Below are 14,686 nucleotides of genomic sequence, written 5' to 3'. Positions count from 1 at the left end.
GTGGCCTGACCGGATGACCACAGCGTCCTGACAGCTTCCTCATAACTCCCGGTCAGCCTGGCTCCATGCCTCGTACCCGGTGCACACCGGCACCCGGGCCCGTCACGGGGCACCGTATGGAATGGAGCCATCCGTATGACCGCTTCGACCACTCGCCTCTCCCTGCGCACCGCCGTGCTCGCCGCCGTCGCGGCCGGCGCGGTGCTGATCCCGTCCACCGCCGCCTTCGCCGACGCGACGCCGAGGCCGTCGGCGCCCGCCGAGAGCGCCCCCGAGGTGTCGCCGGAGCGGGCGAAGGCCGCCGAGGAGGACGCGCCGAAGGAGGCCCGCCCCTCCGTCGCACCCCGTGGTGGCGTCGCGGCGGGCGACCGCCCGGCACCCGCCGCCCCCGAGGAGGCCGCCCCGGCGGTCGCGCCGCGCGGTGGTGTGGCGGCCGGAGAGCGCCCGGCCGGTTCGGGTGACAACAGCACGACGGCCCTCGCCGGTTCGCTGGCCGGAGCCGCACTGCTCGCGGGCACGGGCACCCTCGTGCTGCGCCGCCGCAACGGCTGACCCGCTGCCACCACTCATCCCCTGACACCGAACGTGGCGCCGTCCCGCACCGGGGCGGCGCCACGCCCGGTGGTCGCACCTGGAGCCCTCATGCCCGCCCCTCGCCTCTCCCACCGCCCCCGAACGGCCGCCCTGCTCACCGCACTTGCCACCTGCGCGGCCCTGACAGCCTGCGCGGGACCGACACCGTCAGCCACCGCACCCCGGACGGCAGCGTCCGCTTCGGCATCCTCAGCACCTGCGGCCCCCACCGCACCCCCCGAGCCGTCGTCCTCCTCGGCCGCCTCGGCCCCGGCCCAGGTCACCATCCCCTCCCTCAAGATCCGCAGCTCCCTCATGCGCCTGGGGCTCAACGCGGACGGCACGGTCGAGGTCCCGCCCGCCGAGCGGGGCATGACAGCGGGCTGGTACACGGGCGGAGCCGTGCCCGGCCGCCCGGGAGCGGCCGTACTGATCGGCCACAACGACACCCGCTTCGGCCGGGCCGTCTTCCATGACCTCAAGGACATCCGCAAGGGCGCCGAGGTACGCGTCCGCGACACCAACGGCACGTCACTGAGCTTCACGGTCACAGGCAAGGAGACGGTCGCGAAGAACGCCTTCCCCACCGAGCGGGTCTACGGCGCCACCAAGGGCAGCACACTGCGGCTGATCACCTGCGACGGCGCGTTCGACTCGGAGGGGCACCCCGTGGACAACCTCATCGTCTACGCGGAGCGGAAACCGAACTGATCCAAGTCGACTGAGCTGATCCGAGCTGAACGGAGCTGAGCTGAACGGAGTTGGACCGAGTTGGACGGACCTGAGTTGATCTTTGGCTGAATCCTGATGGCATTCGCCCGGACAGACTCACGGCATCCGATGTCTACCCGTGGGTAACTGCCGCTGCTTTGATGGGTGCACCCCGGTACGCCCCCACTCATTCAGCAGGAGACCTCGTGCCGCACTCCGCTTTCCGCCGCATTTCCGCCATAGCACTCACCGCCGCACTCGCCGCCGTCCCCATGGCTGTGAACGCACCCTCGGCAGCGGCGGCCACCGCCACCGACACTCCCTCGCTGCGGGTGCTCTCGTACAACACGTTCATCTTCAGCAAGTCCCTGTACCCCAACTGGGGCCAGGACCACCGGGCGGCCGAGATCCCGAAGACGTCGTTCTTCCGGGGCAACGACGTGGTCGTGATCCAGGAGGCCTTCGACAACGGGGCCTCCGACGCCCTGCTGCGGAACTCCGCCGCCCAGTACCCGTACCAGACCCCGGTGGTCGGCCGGAGCAAGAGCGGCTGGGACGCCACCAGCGGCTCGTACTCGGCGACGACTCCGGAGGACGGCGGCGTCACGATCCTGAGCAAGTGGCCGATCGTCCGCAAGGAGCAGCACGTCTACAAGGACGCCTGCGGCGCCGACTGGTGGTCCAACAAGGGCTTCGCCTACACCGTGCTGAACGTCAACGGCACCCGGGTCCACGTCGTCGGCACCCACGCCCAGTCGACCGACCCCGGCTGTTCGGCGGGCGAGGCCGCCAAGATGCGCAGCCGCCAGTTCAAGGCGATGGACGCCTTCCTGGACGCCAAGAAGATCCCGGCCTCCGAACAGGTCATCGTGGCGGGCGACTTCAACGTGGACGCGCACTCCGCCGAGTACGCCTCCTTCCTCAAGGACGCCGACCTGACCGCGGCCGACACGAAGACGGGCCACAGGTACTCCTTCGACACCCGCGACAACTCGATCGCCTCCGAGCGCTACCCGAACGACCCCCGCGAGGACCTGGATCACGTCCTGCACCGCGCCGGCCACGCGAAGCCGGCGGGCTGGAACAACGACGTGGTCAAGGAGCAGAGCGCCCCCTGGACGGTCTCCAGCTGGGGCAAGAACTACACGTACACCAACCTCTCCGACCACTACCCGGTGATCGGCTCCGCCAACTGACGCCACACGTTCCCCGGGTGGGACAATCGGGGGCCTCCCTGCCCCGCCCGTGAAGGACCCGCTCCATGAGCACCGTCCCCCAGCCGTCGTTCCGCCTCCTCCCCGGAAGCCCCGAGTCCCCGGTACTGCTGCACGTACCGCACGGCTCCCGGACGATTCCCGAGGAGGTGCGCGGCGGAATCCTGCTGGACGACGGCGCTCTGGAGCGGGAACTCGACCACATCACCGACTCCCACACGGCGGAGTTGGCCGCCCGGGCGGCCACGGTCTGCGCCGTCCGGCCCTGGAGTTACGTCAACGCCCTCTCCCGCCTGGTCGTCGACCCCGAGCGCTTCCCGGACGAGCGGGAGGAGATGCGTGCCGTAGGCATGGGAGCGGTCTACACGCACACCACGCACCGCGAACGGCTGCGCGGTCCGGGCTTCGACCAACGGCCGCTGCTGGAGCGGTACTTCCACCCGTACGCGCACGCGATGACGGAGGCGGTCGACGCCCGGATCGCCGCCACGGGCCGCGCGGTGATCGTCGACGTCCACTCGTACCCGACCGCGCCCCTCCCGTACGAACTCCACGGCACGGGCCCCCGACCGCCCATCTGCCTCGGCACGGATCCGTTCCACACCCCGCCGGAGCTGCGGTCCCTGGCGGAGGCGGCGTTCGCCCGCTTCGGGGGCACGGGCGTCGACAGCCCGTTCGCCGGTACGTATGTCCCGTTGAAGCACTACGGCACGGACCGCAGGGTCTCGGCGCTGATGATCGAGATCCGCCGTGACACGTACATGAGCGAGCCGGGCGGCCCGGCGGGGCCGGAGCTCGACGCGCTGGCGGAGGCGCTGGCGGAGCTGGTGGAGGCGGTCGGACGGCCTTCTTCCCGGCCTGGTGCCCGGTGACGCGGAGGCCGACTGTCAGTGCCGGGTGGAAGACTGCCCGGCATGATCGAAACGAACCCGAAAGCGGACCTCCTGCGCTACCTGCAAGAGGGGCGGGACGCCCTGTTGTGGAAGCTGGACGGGCTCTCGGAATATGGCATCCGCCGCCCGCTGACCCCCACGGGCACCAACCTTCTGGGGCTCGTGAAACATGTCGCGGGCGTGGAGCTCGGCTACTTCGGCGACACGTTCGGACGGCCGTTCTTCACGGAGGAGCCGCCGCCGTGGTGGTACACGGAGGACGCGGAGCCCAACGCGGACATGTGGGCGACCGCGGACGAGTCGCGCGAAGAGATCGTCGGGCTGTACCGCCGGGCGTGGGAACACTCCGACCGCACGGTCGAGGCGCTGCCGCTCGACGCGACAGGTCACGTCCCGTGGTGGCCGGAGGAGCGCCGGGAGGTGACCCTGCACCACATCCTGATACGCGTGATCTCCGATACGCAGCGCCATGCCGGACACGCCGACATCGTGCGCGAACTCATCGACGGAAGCGTCGGACACACGGAGGGCCGCGACAACATGCCACCGGAGGACCGGGCTTGGTGGGAGAACCATCGCGGTCGGCTGGAGCGGGTGGCACGGGAAGCGGGCGAGGGCTGACCGGACGCGGTCGGCCCCCACTCTGCGCGGCACCGGGCAGCGGGCACCAGGCGCCGAGCCCCGTGCGCCGTGCGCCAGGCCCCGGGCGCCGAGCTCCGTGCGCCGAGGTGAAGTCGGCGGTGCCTCCCCTCGTACCGTCGTCGCGTCAGCCGCTCAGAAGAACACCCCGCACCGCAGCAGCACGTTCGCGTAGGGCCGGGCCTCTCCCGTCCGTACGACCAGGCGTGCCGTTGCCGTGCGCGCCTTCAGGTCGTCGTGCGGGATCAGGTCCAGGTCGGGGAAGCGGGCCTCCAGAAGGCTTGTGGCCTCCGGGTTGGCTTCGCGTACCTCCAGGGCCGCTGTCGCGCCCTCCACCACCAGTTCGTCGAGCAGGCCCTCCAGCACCTCGGCGAACGCCGGGGTTCCGGCGCGGAACGCGAGGTCGACCACGCGGGGGCCGGGTGGGATCGGCATCCCCGCGTCGCAGATCAGCACACCGTCTCCGTGGCCGAGTTCGGCGATCGCTCCGGCCAGGTGGCGGTTGAGGATGCCCGACTTCTTCACAGCGCGTCGACCTCGTCCAGCGTCGGGAAGGACGCCTGCGCGCCCTCCGACGTGACGGCCGCCGCCCCCACCCGTACCGCGAAGGCCGCCGCCTCCCGCAGGTCGTCACCGCGGCCCAGGCGCCAGGCCAGGGCAGCGGTGAACGCGTCCCCGGCCCCCGTGGTGTCGACGGCCTCGACCTTCGGGCTCACCAGGTGGTCCAGGGAGTCCGTACGGCTGTCGGCCACCAGCGCGCCCGCCGCGCCCAGCGTGATCACGACCGAGCGCGGGCCCAGCGCGAGCAGGTCCTGAGCCCAGTCGTGCGGGGTGTCGCCCGCCGCGTCGCCGAGGATGTACCGCGCCTCGTGCTCGTTGACCACCAGCGGGTCGCAGGCGGCCAGGACCTCTTCGGGCAGCGGGGCGGGCGGGGACGGGTTGAGGACGAGGCGGGCCCCGGGGCCCAGGCGGCGCGCTGTCTCCGCGACCGTGTCCAGGGGGATTTCCAGCTGTACGGAGACCACCCGCGCGGCGGCGAGCAGCGGGGCCGCCGCCCGTACGTCCTCGGGGGTCAGCCGGCCGTTGGCGCCCGGGGACACCACGATGCTGTTGTCGCCCGAGGGGTCCACGGTGATCAGCGCGACGCCGGTCGGGGCCCCGCCGACCAGGACGCCGTCGGTGTCCACGCCCGCCGCGCGCTGGCTCTCCAGCAGCAGCCGTCCGTGGTCGTCGTCGCCGACCCGGGCGAGCAGCGCCGTCCGGGCTCCCAGCCGGGCTGCGGCGACAGCCTGGTTGGCGCCCTTGCCGCCCGGGTGGACGGCCAGGTCGGAGCCGAGCACCGTTTCGCCGGGGGCGGGGCGGCGCTCGACGCCGATCACCAGGTCGGCGTTGGCCGAGCCGACGACCAGGAGGTCGTACCGGTGGTCGTCGCCGGGGGCGTTGTCGTGCATGGAAGTGCTTCCTGCTTTCCTCGGTCGGAGCTTTCCTCGGTCGAGCTTTCCTGGGTCGGAGGTTCTTCGGTCGGAGCTTTCCTCGGTCGAGCCTTCTTCGGTCGGAGCCGGGGCGGCGGTCAGGAGAAGTCAGCGACGTTCTCGCGTGTCACCACCTTGACCGGCACCTTCACCATGCTCTCCACCTTGTCACCCTCCGCCGCCTTGACGGCGTTCTGCACCGCGATCCGGCCCAGCTCAGCGGGCTGCTGGGCCACCGACGCGTACAGCGTCCCGTCCTCGACCGCCTTCAGGCCGTCCGGGGTTCCGTCGAAGCCGACGACCGAGACGGAGCTGCCCGCCTTGGTGCCGAGCGCCTTGGCCGCGCCGAGTGCCATCTCGTCGTTCTCGGCGAAGACACCCGTAATACCCGGGTGGGACTGGACCAGGTTGGTCATGACGTCCAGGCCCTTGGTGCGGTCGAAGTCGGCGGGCTGCTTGGCGACCACCTTGATGTCCGGGTACGCCTTGAGCCCCTCGGCGAAGCCCGCTCCGCGCTCGCGGCTGGCGGAGGTGCCCGCCGTGCCCTGGAGGATCACGATGCTGCCCTTGCCGCCGAGCTTGTCGGCCAGCGCCTCGGCGGCGAGCTTGCCGCCCGCCACGTTGTCGGAGGCGACGAGGGTGGCGGTGTCGGCCTTGTTCACGCCCCGGTCGGCGGCGACCACCGGGATGGCCGCCTTGTTGGCGCTGCGGACGCCCGGACCGACGGCGTCCGAGTCCACCGGGTTGACGATGATCGAGGAGAACCCCGAACTGGTGAAGTTCTGGAGCTGGTTGGCCTGCTGCGAGGCGTCGTTCTGGGCGTCGGTGACCGTGAGGTCGATGCCCGCCCGCTCCGCCTCCGCCTGTGCGCCGTCCTTCATCTGTACGAAGAAGGGGTTGTTGAGCGTCGAGAGGGACATGCCGACCTTCGTCGTACCCCCGGACGAACCGGAGTTGAGGTAGGACACCCCACCGACGACGACCGCCACGGCGAGCGCCGCCCCGGCGAACTTGAGCGCTCCCCTGCGGCCGGATCCGGGCGCGCCGGGCGCCGTCCCGGCCGAGGAGGCCGCACCCGAACCGGCCTTGCGGCGCAGGGTGTCGAGCAGGACGGCGAGTGCGATGACCACGCCGATGACGACCTGCTGCCAGAACGCCGACACCGAGAGGAGGTTGAGGCCGTTGCGGAGGACCGCAAGGATCAGCGCGCCGATCAGGGTGCCGGACGCCTTGCCGACCCCGCCGGCCAGGCTGGCGCCGCCGATGACGACCGCGGCGATGGCGTCGAGTTCGTACCCCTGGGCGGCCTGCGGCTGGGCGGAGACGAGGCGCGAGGCCAGGACGATGCCCGCGACGGCGGCGAAGAGGCCGGAGAGCGCGTAGATGACGATCTTCTGGCGCTTGACGCGGAGGCCGGAGAGCCGGGCCGCTTCCTCGTTGCCGCCGATCGCGTACATCGAGCGGCCGATGAAGGTGCGGCCGAGGATGAGCGCGGTGATCAGCCCCATCGCGATCATCACGAGGACCGGTACGGGAAGCCAGCCGCCGAGCGTGTCGCCGAGCCGGGACACAGAGTCGGGGAAGGCGATCGGGCTGCCCTGCGAGATGACGAGCGAAAGACCCCGGGCGATCGAGAGCATGGCCAACGTCGCGATGAACGGCGGGAGTTTGCCGTACGAGATGAGGGCGCCGTTCACGAAGCCGCAGGCGATACCGGTGACGATCGCGAGCACCACCGCGAGGACGACCGGCACCCCGGCGGACGTCGCCGACCAGGCCAGGACCGTCGCGGACAGGGCCGCCACCGAACCGACGGACAGGTCGATGCCCGCCGAGACGATGACGAAGGTGACACCGAAGGCGAGGATCGCGGTGACGGCGGCCTGTACGCCGACGTTCAACAGGTTCTGGGTGGTCAGGAAGTCGCCGGAGAGCAGCGACATCGCCACCACCAGGACGACCAGGGCGCTGAGCGCGCCGTTGTCGAGCAGGACGCGGCGTATCACGGAGGTGCTCCCCGCGCCCGGGTCACTCTTGAGTGTCTCAGTGGCCACGGGGGCCCTCCTCTTCTTCCTTCTTCGGTGCGGGGTGGTCGTTCGCGTCCGGCACGGCGGTGGAGACCGCGAGGGCCATGACGGCGTCCTGGGTGGCCTCGTCGGCGGGGAGTTCACCGGCGATGCGGCCCTGGGCCATGACCAGCACCCGGTCGCTCATGCCGAGGACTTCGGGCAGGTCACTGGAGATCATCAGGACGGCGTGGCCGGATGCGGTGAGTTCGTTGATGAGCTGGTAGATCTCGACCTTGGCGCCGACGTCGATACCCCGGGTGGGTTCGTCGAGGATGAGCACCCGGGTGTCGGCCAGCAGCCACTTGCCGATGACGATCTTCTGCTGGTTGCCGCCGGAGAGGGTGCGGACGTGCTGGCCGAGGCCGGACATGCGGACGCCGAGCTGCTGGGCGATGCGGGCGGCCGCCGTACGCTGCCCCTTCAGGTCCACGAGCCCGGAGCGGGTCGCCGAACGCAGGGTGACCAGGCCGAGGTTCTCCTGTACGGAGGCGTCCAGGACCAGCCCCTGGCCCTTGCGGTCCTCCGGTACGAGGCCTATCCCGGCGCCCATCGCGGCGGGCACGTCGTGCCGGGCGAGGCGTTCACCGCGTACGTCGACGGTGCCCGCGTCGTACGGGTCGGCGCCGAAGACCGCGCGCGCCACCTCCGTACGTCCGGCGCCGACCAGCCCGGCGAGGCCCACGACCTCACCGGCGTGCACGTCGAAGCTGACGTCGTGGAAGACCCCGTCCCGGGTGAGCCCTTGGACGGACAGCAACACCTCGCCCGTTTCCGGGCGTTCGCGCGGATACTGCTGCTCGATGCTGCGGCCGACCATGAGCTGGACGAGCTCGTCCTCGGGCGTGGACGCGGGCACCTGGTCGATGCTGCGGCCGTCGCGCAGCACGGTGACGCGGTCACCGAGTGCGGCGATCTCCTCCAAGTGGTGGGTGATGAAGACGATTCCGACACCGTCGGCACGCAACTGGCGCACGATGGCGAAGAGTTTGTCGACCTCTCCCGAGGTGAGGACGGCGGTCGGCTCGTCCATGATCAGCACGCGGGCGTCCAGGCTGAGCGCCTTGGCGATCTCGACCATCTGGAGCCGGGCGATGCCCAGTTCACGGACCTTGGCATCCGGGCGCACATCGACCCCGACGCGGCGCAGCAGCTTCTCCGCGTCGGCCCGCATGCGCCGGTGGTCGACGAGACCGAAGCGGCGCGGCTGGCGGCCGAGGAAGATGTTCTCGGCCACCGTCAGATCGGGTACCAGGTTGAACTCCTGGTAGATGGTGGCGATACCGAGCGCTTCGGCGTCCTGCGCGTTGCCGATGCGCACCTCGCGGCCTTCGGCGAGGATGCGGCCCCGGTCGGGGCGGTAGGCGCCGGAGAGCATCTTGATGAGGGTGCTCTTTCCGGCTCCGTTCTCGCCGAGCAGGACATGGACCTCGCCTCTGCGCAGGTCGAAGTCGACGTTGTCGAGCGCCACGACGCCGGGGAAGGTCTTGCGCAGACCCTCGATGCGCAGCAACTCGCTAGGGTTGTCCACCAGTTGCTTATCCGGTCCGGTCACCGGTCGCTCCTCTGGTCGGTCGCGTCCTGTCCGCACGAGCGGCGCACGACGAGACGGGCGGGCAGGGTGACGGAGTGCGGGGTCCGTCCTTCGATCAGGTCGGCCAGGGCGCGTACGGCGGCGCGGGCCAGGTCCGCGGTGGGCTGGGCGATGGCGGTGATCGGCGGATCCGTGTGGACGAACCACGGGATGTCGTCGAAGGCGGCGAGCGCGATGTCGTCGGGGACCCGCAGCCCCCGGGCCCGGATGGCGTCCAGCGCGCCGAGCGCCATCAGGTTGTCGGCGGCGAACACCACCTCGGGCGGCTCGGCCAGGGCGAGGAACCCCTCGGTGGCCCGCCGTCCGCTGGCGGCCTGGAAGTCGCCCTGCCCGATATAGGCGTCGGGCAGCGCGAGCCCGAGCTCACCCATCGCCTCCCGGAAGGCCTCGACGCGCTCGTTGCCGGTGGTGGTGGCCGCGGGCCCGGCGATGATCGCGAGCCTGCGGTGACCGAGCCCGTGCAGATGCGCCACCAGGTCCTTGACCGCACCCGTGCCGTCGGCCCGGACGACGGGGACGTCGATGCCGGGGATCCAGCGGTCGACGAAGACCATCGGCGTACCGCTCAGCGCGACCTCCCGCATCAGCGGCGAGCCGCCGTCGGCGGGCGAGACGAGCAGCCCGTCGATCCTGCGGTCGATGAGGGTGCGGATGTGGTGGTCCTGGAGCTCGGGCCGCTCGTCGGCGTTGCCGATGATGACGCTGTAGCCGAGCGCGCGGGCCTCCTCCTCGACGAAGCGGGCCAGCTCGGTGAAGTACGGATTGAGTACGTCACTGATGACCAGGCCGAGGGTCCGGGTCTGCGCCGTGCGCAGGGAGCGGGCCACGGCGTTCGGCCGGTAGCCGAGGGCGTCGACGGCGGCGATGACGCGGGTGCGCGCCTCTTCGCTGACGGACGGATGGCTGTTCAGCACCCGCGAGACCGTGGCGACGGAGACCCCCGCCTGGGCCGCGACATCTTTGATGCTCGCCATGTCCGGACCACCTCCTTGTGGTTTCCGTACACCTCGAAACCAGCGGGCGGACCGCTGGGGCGCAGCGCCGTGGAATCGATTACAGGGACGATTGGAATCGATTACATGGCTGAAAACAAGACCCCACTCCGTGTCCGAGACCGGATCGTGACGGGAGGGGTGGCGATGCGGGAGAGACACAGGGGTGCCGGAGTATGCCCGCACCGCACATCCGGCTTGCCCGGACCCGGCCTGTCGGGGTCCGGTAGATTCGGCTGGCAGGTGATCGACTGGCCGACTGACCGGTGCTGATCGGCTCGTCGACTGGCCGACTGATCGGCTGACCGGCTGACCGGCTGACCAGTCGATCGGTGAAGAGGAGCGGCCGGGCGCCGCAAGTGGGACAGGGGGCAGGGGTGCGGAGCGGGCAGGGGCGGAGCCGCCGCCGGAAAGCGCTGCTGGAGTGCTGGCGCGCCATCGAGCTGTTCGGTCCGCCGGGCATCCCGGCACTGCCCCGACGACGCTCCGCCGCACGGTCCGGGCCGAGGGACGAGTACGTCGTCGACCTGACGCCGCAGCCGGGACAGGTGCCACCGCGGCTGCCCTGGGACGCCGGACATCCGGAGACGGGCGCGCGCCGGGCGCCGTACGGCCGGATGTGGCGGCACGAGATCTACGGCGGGGTCTTCGAGCTGGAGCTGCTCCGGCAGGCGATGATCTCGGTACTGCCCGCGGGGACCGATCCGGATCCCGGTGTGCCGCAGTCCGAGCTGACGCTGCCGGGCCAGAGCGCGATGTTCGCCCTGGTCCTGGACGATGAGGGGCGGCCGGTCGAGGACACGTCCGTGATCTCCGCCTGCGCCTGGGCGACCGGCCGCCTCTTCGACCCGGGCCCTTCCGCACCGGACTGGCTGGACGGCTTCGAGGACCTCGACGAGGCGTTCGGCGCGGCGATCGACGAACTGACGGCCACCACGATTCCCTACGGCTCCGCCGCCCCGCCCCCTGGTACGGCGGGCGGGCAGCCGTCCGCCGTACCAGGGGCCCAGGCCGACCGCGTGAGCTGGCAGGGGCTGCTCGGCGAGATCCTGGGCGGCGCCGCCGTCGGCGCGGTCCAGGCCCTGTTCGGCGAGGTCGCCGGTGCCGCCCTGCAAGGCGCGGCCGACCCCCTGGTGCGTCGCGCCGCCGACTGGGCAGCGACCCGACGGCCCGCCGGGGACGAAAGGGAACCCGGCGATCCGGAGGGCGGCAGGGGTGTTCCCGGCCAGGCGCCGGGCGACTCCGGCGGGACATCGGAGTCGGCACAGTCGGCGGAGACATCGGAGGCGTACGGGGCAGGCTCCGGTCACCGCGCGCTCGGGCTCGCCGACCTCGTCGCCCTGACCGCGCAGATCGCCGACCTGTGCGGGGTGCAGGACCATCTCCGGCCCCAGGTGATCCGGGTGCGGAGCAGGCTGGTCCACCGGCCTCAGGACCCACGGACGAAGGCCGCCGCCGCGGCCCCCTTCCTCAACAGCCTGCTCCCTCCCGACCTCGCCCGGGTGGCCGGGGCGGCCGGGAAGGGGATCGGCCCGGCTCTGGATGCGTATCTGACCGAGCACGACGCCGTTCCCGCAGGGATGCGGACGGATGTGCGCCGGGAGCGCGGAACCGTCCTGGCCGGGGTGGCTCCGGAGCTGGTCCCGCAGGGGCGGTGGCCCGCACCGGCCGAGTTCCCGCTCGCGCTGAGCCAGCAGTTCGCGGTCGACCGGATGCTCGCCGACCGCGCGGGCACGGAGGGCGGGATGTTCTCCGTGAACGGCCCGCCCGGCACGGGCAAGACGACGATGCTGCGCGATCTCGTCGCCGCGCTGGTGGTCGAGCGGGCGGCGGTGCTGGCGACCTTCGACCGGCCCGGACAGGCCTTCACCGGTCCGGCGTGGCGGGGCAAGGACCGGCAGGGCAGGCATGCGCGGTTCGTGTCGCGGCTCGACCCCCGGCTGACCGGGTACGAGATCGTGGTCGCCTCCTCCAACAACGGCGCGGTCGAGAACATCACCGCCGAACTGCCCGGCATGGACGCGCTCGGTGAGCACTGGCACGGCCGCACCGACCACTTCTCCGACCTCGCCTCCGCCCTCCTCGACGGCCCGGCGTGGGGGCTGGTCGCGGCGGTGCTCGGGAACAAGGCCAACCGCAAGGAGTTCGGCGACCGGTTCTGGTGGGGCCGACTGCCCAAGAAGGAGGCCGACGCCCGCACGGCGGCGGGACAGCCGCCGCTGCGCGGCATGCAGGCCGTCCTGAGCGCCTGGATCCCGCCGAGGACTCCGCCCGGTGGCCGCAGCGCCGCCGCCCCGGCGGACCGGGGCCCGGCGGCCGGACCCGCCGAGCCCGTGCCGTCGTGGGCCGACGCCGTCGCCGCGTTCCGTACCGCCCGGGACGAGGTCGAGCGCCTGCGTGCCGAGCGTGCCCGGCTGTCCGCCGCGCTGACGGCCGTCGAGTCCCCGTCGGCCGGGCAGCGGATCGCGGACCTGGAAGCCGCCGTGCCCCGCGCGGACCAGCGGGTCACCGCCGCGACGGCCGCCCTGGAACGGGCCACCGCCGCCATCGGCGAGGCCCGAAGTGCCCTGGCGGCGGCCGAGACCCGGCACCGGGCCGCAACCGAGCACGTACCACGGGCCCGGCAGGATCTGGACGCCGCCCGGGCCGACCTGTCGGCCGCCCGTGAGGTGGCCGCGCACCACCGCGACTACGTCACCGCGCTCACGGTCCGCCAGGACGCACCGCCTGTCGTCGAACGGGGCCTGCGCGGCGGGCTGCGGCGGCTGCTGCAGAGCTCCGCCGACCGACAGGCCGCCCAGTTGCAGCAGGAGCGCACCCAGGCCGAGATCGCGCAGTTGCTCGTCCAGCAGCGCGCCGCCCTCGACGACTCCATGGCGCAGGTCGCCGCAGCCGTGCGCACCGAGGCCCTGGCCGCGGGCCGGATCTCCCGGTCCGCCACCGCCGTCGACGAGGCCGCCGCCGGCTTCACCGCCGCCCGCGACCATGAACGGAGCACGCGCGCCCGGCAGATGGAGGCGGAATCCGCCCTGCGGCGGGCCCGGGAGGCCGCCGACAAGGCCCGCCACGACCTGCGGGCCGCCACCGTCGCGCTCGACCGGCGCCGCCACACGGTGCGGCAGGCGGCCCGGACCCTCCCGTCGCTGCCGCTCGGCTGGCACGATCTCGACGAAGCCGCCCAGGAACTCGGCTCCCCCTGGTCCGACGAGGCATGGTCCACCGCGCGCAGCGACCTGTTCCTGCGCGCCCTGGACCTGCACCGCGCCTTTGTCGCCGGGGCCGCGAAGAAGATCCGGGGCAATCTCCAGGTCCTGGTGGAGCTGATGGCGGGAACCAACGGGCCACTGCCCGACGAAGAGGTCGAGCGCGCCTGGCAGACCCTCTTCCTCGTGGTGCCCGTCGTCTCCACCACGTTCTCCTCCGTCGGCAGCATGTTCGCGCGCCTCGGCCGGGAGTCGATCGGCTGGCTGCTCGTCGACGAGGCCGGGCAGGCCACCCCGCAGGCCGCCGTGGGCGCGCTGTGGCGCGCCCGCCGTGCCGTGCTGGTCGGCGATCCGCTCCAGCTCGAACCCGTCGTCACCATGCCCGCGGCTCTCCAGCGCAGGCTGCTGCGCGCCTACGGCGTCGACGAGCGGTGGCTGCCCTCGGCCACCTCGGCACAGGCCGTGGCCGACCGGACCAACCGCTACGGCACCTACCTGCCGGCCCCGGACGGGGACGACGAGCATGTCTGGGTGGGGTCACCGCTGCGCGTGCACCGCCGCTGCGAGGATCCGATGTTCACCGTCAGCAACGAGGTCGCCTACGACGGCCTCATGGTCTACGGCACGAAACCGAAGGCCTTCCCCGACGAGGAGCGGGACGGACTGCTGCCCAGCCGCTGGCTCAACACGGATGATCCCGCCCGCCCGGCCGATGCCCCCTGGGGCGAGCGCGACCGCCGTGCCTTCGAGTTCGTCCTCGACCTCCTGGACCGGCACGGCGTGGGCGTCGAGCGGCTGCGCGTCATCGCCCCGTTCCGGGCCCTCGTCGCCGAGTGCAAGAAGGTGTGCCGCGGCCGTGCGGGCTGGACCGCCGAGCTCCTGGAGGAGCGCTGCGCCACGGTCCACCGGGCACAGGGCAAGGAGGCCGACGTCGTCGTCCTCGTGCTCGGCGGCGGCCGTCCCGGAGCCCGCGAGTGGGCGGCCCGCACCCCGCATCTGCTCAATGTCGCCGCGAGCCGCGCCAAGCGCCGCCTCTACGTCATCGGTGAGCGCGGCTTGTGGGCGCCACTCCCCCACTTCGACGTCCTCGCCGACGAGCTGGCGGAGTTCGACCACGTCAGCGACCGTACGACCTGGCCACCGGACGGCGAATGACCGGCACGGGCAGATCCGGCCCCTGCGCACCGCAGGGGCCGGATCATCACGTTCACCACACGACAACAGAGCCGGTCAAAGCGACATCGTGTCGCTTTGACCGGCTCTGTTCGGTCGTTCGACCTTTGGTGTCCGAGGGGGGACTTGAACTCTCCACTCGGGCACCAGCCCACA

Annotated in this window: 11 protein-coding genes; 6 read left to right on the top strand and 5 right to left on the bottom strand. The window is 72.1% G+C overall.

Annotated features, from left to right (window positions below; all coding sequences use genetic code 11):
- The first annotated feature begins 135 nt into the window (after positions 1–135).
- The 5 genes from ACFW9Z_RS11400 (at position 136) to ACFW9Z_RS11380 (ending at position 4,012) form a co-directional block, all read left to right on the top strand.
- Positions 136–552: a hypothetical protein gene (locus tag ACFW9Z_RS11400; protein ID WP_384637897.1), complete on the top strand. Its 417-nt coding sequence runs from the start codon at positions 136–138 to the stop codon at positions 550–552.
- Between the two features lie 90 nt (positions 553–642).
- Positions 643–1,284 carry a class F sortase gene (locus ACFW9Z_RS11395; RefSeq protein ID WP_384637894.1) on the top strand — a complete coding sequence of 214 codons (642 nt, stop codon included), beginning with the start codon at positions 643–645 and terminating at the stop codon, positions 1,282–1,284.
- 206 nt (positions 1,285–1,490) lie between these two features.
- Positions 1,491–2,480: a sphingomyelin phosphodiesterase gene (gene sph, locus ACFW9Z_RS11390; protein WP_384637891.1), complete on the top strand. Its 990-nt coding sequence runs from the start codon at positions 1,491–1,493 to the stop codon at positions 2,478–2,480.
- A gap of 65 nt (positions 2,481–2,545) precedes the next feature.
- Entirely contained in the window at positions 2,546–3,370 is an 825-nt protein-coding gene (locus tag ACFW9Z_RS11385) for an N-formylglutamate amidohydrolase (protein WP_384637889.1), read from the top strand.
- Between the two features lie 42 nt (positions 3,371–3,412).
- Positions 3,413–4,012 (top strand): DinB family protein, encoded by a 600-nt coding sequence (locus ACFW9Z_RS11380; protein WP_384637886.1) that lies wholly within the window; start codon positions 3,413–3,415, stop codon positions 4,010–4,012.
- Positions 4,013–4,165: 153 nt separating this feature from the next.
- Here the strand turns inward: ACFW9Z_RS11380 and rbsD are convergent, their stop codons facing one another.
- The 5 genes from rbsD to ACFW9Z_RS11355 form a co-directional block, all read right to left on the bottom strand.
- Positions 4,166–4,555: a D-ribose pyranase gene (gene rbsD / locus ACFW9Z_RS11375; RefSeq protein ID WP_384637884.1), complete on the bottom strand. Its 390-nt coding sequence runs from the start codon at positions 4,553–4,555 to the stop codon at positions 4,166–4,168.
- Positions 4,552–5,481, bottom strand: a complete 930-nt coding sequence (locus tag ACFW9Z_RS11370) for a ribokinase (protein WP_384637881.1) — start codon at positions 5,479–5,481, stop codon at positions 4,552–4,554. Before ACFW9Z_RS11370 ends, rbsD begins: the two co-directional genes overlap by 4 nt.
- Positions 5,482–5,600: 119 nt before the next feature.
- Positions 5,601–7,556, bottom strand: coding sequence for a substrate-binding domain-containing protein (locus tag ACFW9Z_RS11365; RefSeq protein WP_384637879.1), 1,956 nt, complete (start codon positions 7,554–7,556; stop codon positions 5,601–5,603).
- A complete protein-coding gene (locus ACFW9Z_RS11360) occupies positions 7,546–9,123 on the bottom strand; it encodes a sugar ABC transporter ATP-binding protein (protein WP_384637877.1) in 1,578 nt (525 codons plus the stop codon). Before ACFW9Z_RS11360 ends, ACFW9Z_RS11365 begins: the two co-directional genes overlap by 11 nt.
- Positions 9,120–10,136, bottom strand: a complete 1,017-nt coding sequence (locus ACFW9Z_RS11355) for a LacI family DNA-binding transcriptional regulator (RefSeq protein WP_384637875.1) — start codon at positions 10,134–10,136, stop codon at positions 9,120–9,122. Before ACFW9Z_RS11355 ends, ACFW9Z_RS11360 begins: the two co-directional genes overlap by 4 nt.
- Before the next feature lie 395 nt (positions 10,137–10,531).
- Between ACFW9Z_RS11355 and ACFW9Z_RS11350 the strand changes: the two genes are divergently transcribed.
- Positions 10,532–14,512: an AAA domain-containing protein gene (locus ACFW9Z_RS11350; RefSeq protein WP_384637872.1), complete on the top strand. Its 3,981-nt coding sequence runs from the start codon at positions 10,532–10,534 to the stop codon at positions 14,510–14,512.
- The last annotated feature ends 174 nt before the right edge of the window (positions 14,513–14,686 follow it).

The organism is Streptomyces sp. NPDC059452 (assembly GCF_042750035.1).
Classification (GTDB): Bacteria; Actinomycetota; Actinomycetes; order Streptomycetales; family Streptomycetaceae; genus Streptomyces.
This window is presented reverse-complemented; position numbering and strand designations above follow the sequence as displayed.